Origin of the sequence: Nonomuraea jiangxiensis, from assembly GCF_900099965.1 — a bacterium.
Lineage (GTDB): Bacteria > Actinomycetota > Actinomycetes > Streptosporangiales > Streptosporangiaceae > Nonomuraea > Nonomuraea jiangxiensis.
Genome location: NZ_FNDJ01000035.1, coordinates 106,612 through 113,673, shown reverse-complemented (window position 1 = coordinate 113,673; position 7,062 = coordinate 106,612). Strand labels below are relative to the sequence as shown.

Sequence of the window (7,062 nt, the reverse complement as noted above, 5' to 3'; positions counted from 1 at the left end):
CCGAGTTTGGGGATGTCGCACTCGCCCCGGAACCAGCGCAGAACCAGTACCGCCTGCCAGAACGGGGTCAGGGCGCGACTGCCTTTGGGAGTGCCGAGCCGGCGACGTTCGTCCTGGAGCAGCCGGGCAACGTACTGAACCAGTGCACGGGGAACGTCGAGCATGGCACGATGAGCAATCACGTGGAGCCTTTCGGGCGGCAGGGATTCTTGTGGTGAGAACTCATCTACCGGAGGCTCCACGTCTGTCTCCGGCCTTCGACGGCTTCTCCCGAAAGGCACGAAACGCCACCACAGGCGTCCCGAAATCCCCAATCGCCCGAATTATTTCTCTGAGATCACCTCAATGCCGTGGAATGTCAGTTCATGACGGCGTGTAGGAGGCCGATAATGGCCAGGTGGCGGCACGGCGCTTGCCGGTGGTCCATCGGGAACCGGTTTGCCATATGACGGTGAAAGGCACGGGCGCTGCCGCTGGCGGAAGACGAGAATGGCCCCGTGGGCGCCCACGGGGCCTTTCTTCCGCAAGTGGCAGGAAGCGCACGAACTAACTGATGCTCAGGGAGTATCAGGCTTTTCCTGCCGGCGTGTCGCTACTCAGCGGTGGTGGCGACCCCACCGGTGGTCCCACTGGTGGTCCCAGCGCCGGTTCCAGTGCGGGTCCCAGCGGTAGCGGCCGATGCGCGGGTCGAAGTGCCAGTACCCCCGCCTGGGGTCGTGCCGCCAGTAGCCCCAGTGCGGGTCATACCGGTTGCCCTGGTGCCGGTCCCAGCGCGGGTCGTGGCTGAAGCTGGAGTCGGCCTGCACCGAATGGTGGGCCGACGTGGTGGTGGCGGAGGCGGCCGACGCGAGCCCGGCCAGCGTCCCGATGATGACGGCCGGACCGATTAGTACGGCCTTCATCGTCGTTGAAAGAGGTCTCATGGAGCATCCCCTTGCAGTTGTCGGATTGGACACCCTGAATCGTGGCGGGTGCAACGCAAAGGGATGGGGAGCAGATGATTAACGCGGCGCAAATGAATTGACCTATGCGGAACCGGTCGGGTCGCTTTTACGTCGCGGCTTCCAGCGCTGGATCCTGCCCAACGGCAAGATTCCGGACCCAAATTATCAAAAGCATTCATTTAACTTTAAAGCTTGCATCTCCCGCCTTACCGGCCACCGATGAGGCGGCAACGAGAGAGCCGATCGGGCTGAGAAGTATCCGTCTGCTCGCCGTGCAGGCGGCCTGCGCACGCCGGCTGACGATTTCAGCGAAATTTCATCACCCCTTCAGCGCGGGCAGGCAGGGTTTTCGCTCATGATGAAGAGCATATTTGTTGTGTCGCTCATGGGCGCGTTCCTCGTATTCCCCGCGACGGCGACCAATGGCGGCACTAAGGGCAAGAAGAGGTGGGACTTCGGCGCCGGAGACGAACTGGTCCGCATTACGAAGGGCTGCTGAGCACCTTATGGGGGCGGCGACCTCGGTCGGAGTCCCGCTCCTTTGATCGTCGCGTGGTGGCGAGGCTTCCCTGGTGTCCGGAAGCGTATGCGCTGTCAGGGTGGAACGTCGACCCCGCCACCGCCGGCCGCCCTGTCGGAATGGCTGATGCCCGTGCACGGGTTCGCGCCGGTGGTCGGCCAGAGGTTCCAGTTGCGTGCCGAGCCGATGCCGGGCTGGGACGGGGTGATCGAGGCCAAGGTCCTCGAAGCCAAGGAGCCGCACCGGCCTGAGGTCGCGCCCGTGGGAGAGGGCGATTCCCGTGAGGGCGTGGATCAAGTCCGCAGCGGTTGCTCACGTTTCAGTGGTGTTCCGATGCGAGGAAGCGCAGCTCCAGTGAGAGGCACGGTCAGGGCAGGTCACGGCGGCCTCTCAGGGGTAGGGATTCAGAACTCCCCCAGGCTCGCAGGGGAGCCGTTGGATGTCGTTGCCCTCGCGTGCCACCTCGCTGTGTTTGCGTGCCACCCTCCGCCACGTCGCCTTCCGGTGCTCCCGCCCGCGGGCCCGTCATCCGGATGTCGGGGTGGTCGCGCGGACAACACCGGATGTTAGGGATCGCCCCGCGGCCGGATGATGCGTGCGTCCGCTCCTTCCGACCGCACCCAAGGAGACCTGTCCATGCGACCTCCGCGCCGGTTATGGCGACGGCTCACGCACTGGTGGGCGATCCTGATCGGGCTCGTGACCGTGCTCGCCGCGATCACCGTGATCAGCACCCCGGCGGGCGCCAACGGCTCGATCTTCCCCACCACCCGCCCGACCATCCGGCCGACCCTCCAACCGCCCCCACCGACCTTCCCGCCCCCGACGTTCAGACCGCCGTCCCCGACGCCCACCGACCCATCGACGTGTACGGGGTTCTGCGTGCCCCGGATCCCGTTGAAGATGGTGGTGGTCGGCGACAGTTACACCAGTGGTGAAGGCGCGACCACCAATCACCAGTACGTCAGGATGGTGGACGGCTCCGAGGACTGGCGGCACCAGAGCGGCTACGCACCACCCCATCTGGCCTGGTCCTATCTGGAAGCGACCTATCACAACAGCCAGTACACCGTCGAGCCCGACAAGATTCGCACCGAGTGGAATGGCGACCGCCTCTACTTCAACGCGTCATCAGGGGCCGAGGTCAGACACCTGAAGGAGGTGCAGTTCGAGGACGAGGATCATACCGACATCAGGGAGGTGAAGAACGTCGCCCAGCTGGCGGGCGTCCCCCGGGACACCAACATCGTCTACTTCGGGCTCGGCGGCAACGACGCCGACTTCGGGCCGCTGATGAAGACCATGCTCATGGCCTACTACTCGACCCTGCTCACCGACAACTACATCGACAGCCGCAGGGCTCAGGCACGCGCCGTCCATCTCAAGGTGCAGCAGTTGCTGCAGACGATGGGGCAGGTCTCGGCGAACGTCGAACAGGGCCTGGTGAACGTGAAGGACGCCACGGACCACGCGGAGATCATCGTGGCGCTCTACCCGCTGGCCGTCAAGCCGTCCGGCAACACCACGTACAAGCACATCGGCGGCCCGGCCATGGACCAGCTCTATCCGTACATCGTCGCGGTGAACAAGGCGATCCAGGACGCGGTCCAGCGGTTCCGGGCGAGGTTCCCGCAGGTCCAGGTGCACGTGTTCGACCCGAACACGGCGGGGCCGAACGGCACCAGCGTGGTGGCCGGTCACGAGATCGGCCAGCCGGACTCGTACTTCAACGGCGTGATAGCCCGGAACGACCTGCTGCGGCAGGGCCGGATCTTCAACGGGCTCCAGGAGAGCTTCCACCCCAATGAGCGCGGTTCCGTGGCCATCGGCCGGGCGCTGGCGACCTGGATGGCCGAAAGGTTCTCGGGCTTCTTCCCGAACGGTCCCGACTTCAACCGCGTCGTCACCAACGCGCAAGCCTCCGCCGATGACCCGGACGCCGAACGGGAATTCGACGAGTGGGCAGTCGAAAACACCGACAAGCTGTGTGATGGAGCCTCCATCGACAGCATCTGCCACTACATCGACACAGATGGCGACATCTCGGTGCCGTTGGAGGTGCTGCTGAACCCGATCCCCCTGGCGCCGGTACCGGGAGCTCCGACGGTCGGCGGCCCTGGCGGCGGCGCGCCGGGTGGTGGGGTATCGACGTCGACCTGGATTTCGGCCACCTACAGCAGCGCCCCGTCCGGCGTCCCGCCGGACGGCGGCATCGGCAACACCGCCACCGGGGACCCCTGCGCGCTCACGGCCGTGGATCCCTACCAGCGGACCGTGGCGGTCTCCACGTCCGTGCTGAGGGGCGGCAACCTGCAAACCCCCATCGAGCTGACCTGGATCCACTTCAACCGGACCGTGGACGACGACCCTTGCGTCAAGGGCGAGAAGGTCGACCCGGAGGCCCTCCGCGAGCAGGGAGAGGCGTGGTTGAACGGCGGTCCGCTCCCGGAATGATCGGCACCGGCTGACACCGGCGACCACCGCCGCCGGGCGGGCGAGTACCGCCCGGCGGCACGGCCCCGGCGGGCTACTCGGCGACCGGGAGATCCTCCCGGCTCGCCAGCCGCCGGGCCAGCGCCACCCGGGAGCGCACGTCGTACTTGCTGAAGATGCGCGCGACGTGGGTCTCCACCGTCTTCTGGCTGACCTGGAGATGCTGGGCGACCTCCCGGTTGGTCAGTCCCTGGCTGACGAGTTCGGCCACCTGCCGCTCCCGAGCGGTCAGCGGCGGCGGACCGGCGCTCTGCCGCGCCGCGTACCGGGGGCCCCGCGCGGCCAGGCGCCGCTCCTCCCGCGCGAGCCGGCCGGCCAGCCAGTCCGCGCCCGACTCCTTGTAGGCGGCCTTGGCCCGGCCGAGTTCGGTACGGCATCGCGCCACGTCGCCCATGCGGCCGTGGACGTCGGCGAGCAGTTGATGCGCCAGGCCGCGTTCGGCGGCGGCACCGCTCTCGGCGAACCGCTCGGCGGCGATCTCGGCCGCTGCCGCGGCTTCGTCCAGTTCGTCCCGGTGGCACAGCGCGCGGGCCCGGGCGTCGTACGCGATCCCGAGGTGATAGGCGGGACCGCCCGCCGCGGCGGCGAGCGCCCCGGCCGACCGGGCGAGCGCGGTCCCGACGTCACCGTCCGCGCCGGCCTGGAGCGACTGCACCGCCAGCCGTTCCACCTCGGTGTCGCTGGACAGGGCCGGCGGCAGCGGCGGCGCGTGCACCCGGGTACGGCCGGCGGCCAGGCGGACCCTGGCCACGGCCACGTGCGCCATGGCCAGCCACCACGCCGAGCCGGGAGCGGCGTCGGTGAGCTGGTCGGCGAGTTCCATGGCCGGGCGGACGCCGTGCCGCCACAGCACCGGCAGCAGCATGACGCATCGGGCCATCGCCAGGGTCTCGCTGCTGCGGATGTACTCGGAGGCGGCGGCGGCGTGTTCCGCGGCGTCGATGGCCTCCGCCAGGCGGCCGCCCCGAGCCTTGCGGTGGGCCTGGGCGATCAGCAGGTACGGCATGTCGTTGCTGCGGCCGGACATCCTCGCCAGGTCGATGCCCCGGTCCAGGTGGCGCTCCGCGTCGGCGGGCCGCTCCAGGCAGGTCTCGCCCCAGGAGAGCGCCGCGACGAGCTCCACGTGCGTCGCGAGGGCGGTGTCCGGCGCGCTGTCCATCAGCCACCCGGCCCGCCTGCTGTGCGAACGCGCGGCGGCGACGTCGCCGTCCTGCAGGCACGCCAGGGCCAGCAGGGCGTACGCCGCGGCGCCGAGCGTCGGATCGGCCGCCTTGGCGAGCAGCCCGATGGCCTCCAGCGCATGCCGGCGCGCCCCCTCGGGATCCGCGCGCAACACGGCAACGGCGGCCACCTCGACCAGGAGCGGGGCGCGCACGCGCGGGTCCTGCCCGGCCCGGCGGGCGTGCGCGCTCAGCAGGGCGCGCGCCTCGTCGAGCCGGCCGAGCAGCCGCGATATCACCGAGGAGAAGGCCACCGCCGCCGTGGCGACGTCATGCGGCAGGTGGATGACCTCCTGCAGGATCCTCCGGGCCTCCGTCAGCGAGCCCGGCGCCGTGCCCCGGGCCAGCCAGGTGAGCAGATGGCCCCGGTACGGCACCAGGTCGTCGCGTTCGGGCAGCAGGCGCAGGGCGTCGCTCAGCAGCCGCACGGCGGTGGCGGGCGCCGAGTCCACGTACGCGATGCCCGCCTCGCCCAGCGTCCTGGCGGCCTCCTCGTCGCCGTGCTCGGCGCACCGCTCGGTGTGGTGGGCCAGCAACGCCAGGGACCCGTCGTTGCGGCGCAGGTAGTCGGCGACCCGGGCGTGGGCGGCGATGCGCCAGCCGGGCCCGCACGTGTCGTAGGCGGCGGCGCGTACGAGTGGATGGCGGAACACGAACCGCGCGCCCGCCAGCGTGCCGAGCCCCTGTCTGCAGAGCTCGTCCACGGCGGCGGCTGCCGTCGCGGCGTCCAGCTCCGCGACGTGGGAGATGACGAGGAGCGAGGCGAGCTCGCCGGAGACCGCCGCCGCGTGGGCCGCCCGGCGGCCGGTGGGGGTGAGCCGGTCCAGCTCCCTGCGCAGCACCGCCAGCAACGTCTGCTCAAGTGCGAGCGCGGCCCCGGGCCTGCCGTCGGCCAGTTCGGTCAGCGTGGTGTCGCCGGCGTCCAGGAGTGCCCGCAGGAAGAGCGGATTGCCGCCGCTGACCCGGTGCAGCAGCCGACGCCGGCGCGGGCCCACATCGGCCGGCATCAGCGACGCCACCGCTCCCTCGTCGAGCGGGGCCAGACTCAGCCGGATGACGCGGGGATCCCGCCGGGCGACGGCGTCGCCGACCATCGAAGGGATCAGATCCGATCGGCAGCCGATCGCCAGCAGCAACCCGACCGGCGGGCGGCGCAGCAGGAACTCGGTCAGTTCGAGCGACGGGGCGTCCGCCCAGTGCAGGTCGTCGAGCGCCAGTACGGCGCCCCGGTCGGCGGCCAGGTGGGACAGGAACGCTCGAATGCCTCGATAGGTGTGGTAGCGATCCAAACGGGCCCGGACGGTGTCGCCGTCGCTCGTCCCGCCCATCGACAACAACGTACGCAGTGCCGCCTCGGCCAGGTCGCCGGCCGGCGTTCCGCGCGGGGCGCCGTACTCGTCGGACAGCCGGGTGAAGGCGTCCACGTACATGCCGAACGGGACGAGGCTCTCGAACTCGGTGGCGCTGCCGGCGAGCACGGTGCGCCCGGCCGCGTGCGCCCGCTCGACCAGGTGCTCCAGCAGCCGGGTCTTGCCCATGCCCGGCTCGCCGTCGATGAGGACCAGACGGCATCCGCCGGCGACGGCCTCCTCGACGCGGGCGAGTTCGCCGGCCCGCCCGACCAGCGCGGGCGGGGAGGGAGGCACGGATGCCGATCCGGTCAGCCCACCATCCGCCATGGCGCCCCCTCCGGTCGGTCCGGCGATCGCACCGGCTGCCGGAGCGCAAGTCGGCGAGCACGCCGGGACCCAGTCGCACGGTCAACGTCGCGATGATCTTACAAAGCGGGTTCGATGTCCATCGCGAGCGGGGTCACCTGCGCGGGCCGTACTCTCCAGGGCTTCCTTCCCTGGCGGAACGGCTCGCGGGGCCGCTCGTCGGCGGG

The 7,062-nt window shown here is 70.1% G+C and carries 4 protein-coding genes and 1 pseudogene; 2 read left to right on the top strand and 3 right to left on the bottom strand.

Features of this window, described 5'->3' with window-relative positions:
• Together BLS95_RS60070 and BLS95_RS46820 are read right to left on the bottom strand one after the other, a co-directional pair.
• Nucleotides 1–164, bottom strand: a pseudogene (locus tag BLS95_RS60070) (IS5/IS1182 family transposase); the annotation flags it as partial.
• Between the two features lie 432 nt (nt 165–596).
• Complete coding sequence (locus BLS95_RS46820) at nt 597–923, bottom strand: hypothetical protein (RefSeq protein WP_143044194.1); 327 nt, start codon at nt 921–923, stop codon at nt 597–599.
• A 376-nt stretch (nt 924–1,299) separates the two neighbouring features.
• On the opposite strand from BLS95_RS46820, the gene BLS95_RS56380 reads away from it, so the two are divergent.
• Nucleotides 1,300–1,443: a hypothetical protein gene (locus BLS95_RS56380; protein ID WP_176993762.1), complete on the top strand. Its 144-nt coding sequence runs from the start codon at nt 1,300–1,302 to the stop codon at nt 1,441–1,443.
• Between the two features lie 657 nt (nt 1,444–2,100).
• On the top strand, nt 2,101–3,918 hold the full coding sequence (locus tag BLS95_RS46815) for an SGNH/GDSL hydrolase family protein (RefSeq protein ID WP_090946079.1): 1,818 nt from the start codon (nt 2,101–2,103) through the stop codon (nt 3,916–3,918).
• A gap of 73 nt (nt 3,919–3,991) precedes the next feature.
• On the opposite strand, the gene BLS95_RS46810 is transcribed toward BLS95_RS46815, so the two are convergent.
• Entirely contained in the window at nt 3,992–6,856 is a 2,865-nt protein-coding gene (locus BLS95_RS46810; protein ID WP_090946078.1) for a helix-turn-helix transcriptional regulator, read from the bottom strand.
• Nucleotides 6,857–7,062: the final 206 nt, after the last annotated feature.

Coding starts and splice junctions, on each gene's coding strand:
- BLS95_RS46820 (WP_143044194.1), bottom strand. CDS start 923: ATGAGACCTCTTTCAACGACGATGAAGGCCGTACTAATCGGTCCGGCC.
- BLS95_RS56380 (WP_176993762.1), top strand. CDS start 1,300: ATGATGAAGAGCATATTTGTTGTGTCGCTCATGGGCGCGTTCCTCGTA.
- BLS95_RS46815 (WP_090946079.1), top strand. CDS start 2,101: ATGCGACCTCCGCGCCGGTTATGGCGACGGCTCACGCACTGGTGGGCG.
- BLS95_RS46810 (WP_090946078.1), bottom strand. CDS start 6,856: ATGGCGGATGGTGGGCTGACCGGATCGGCATCCGTGCCTCCCTCCCCG.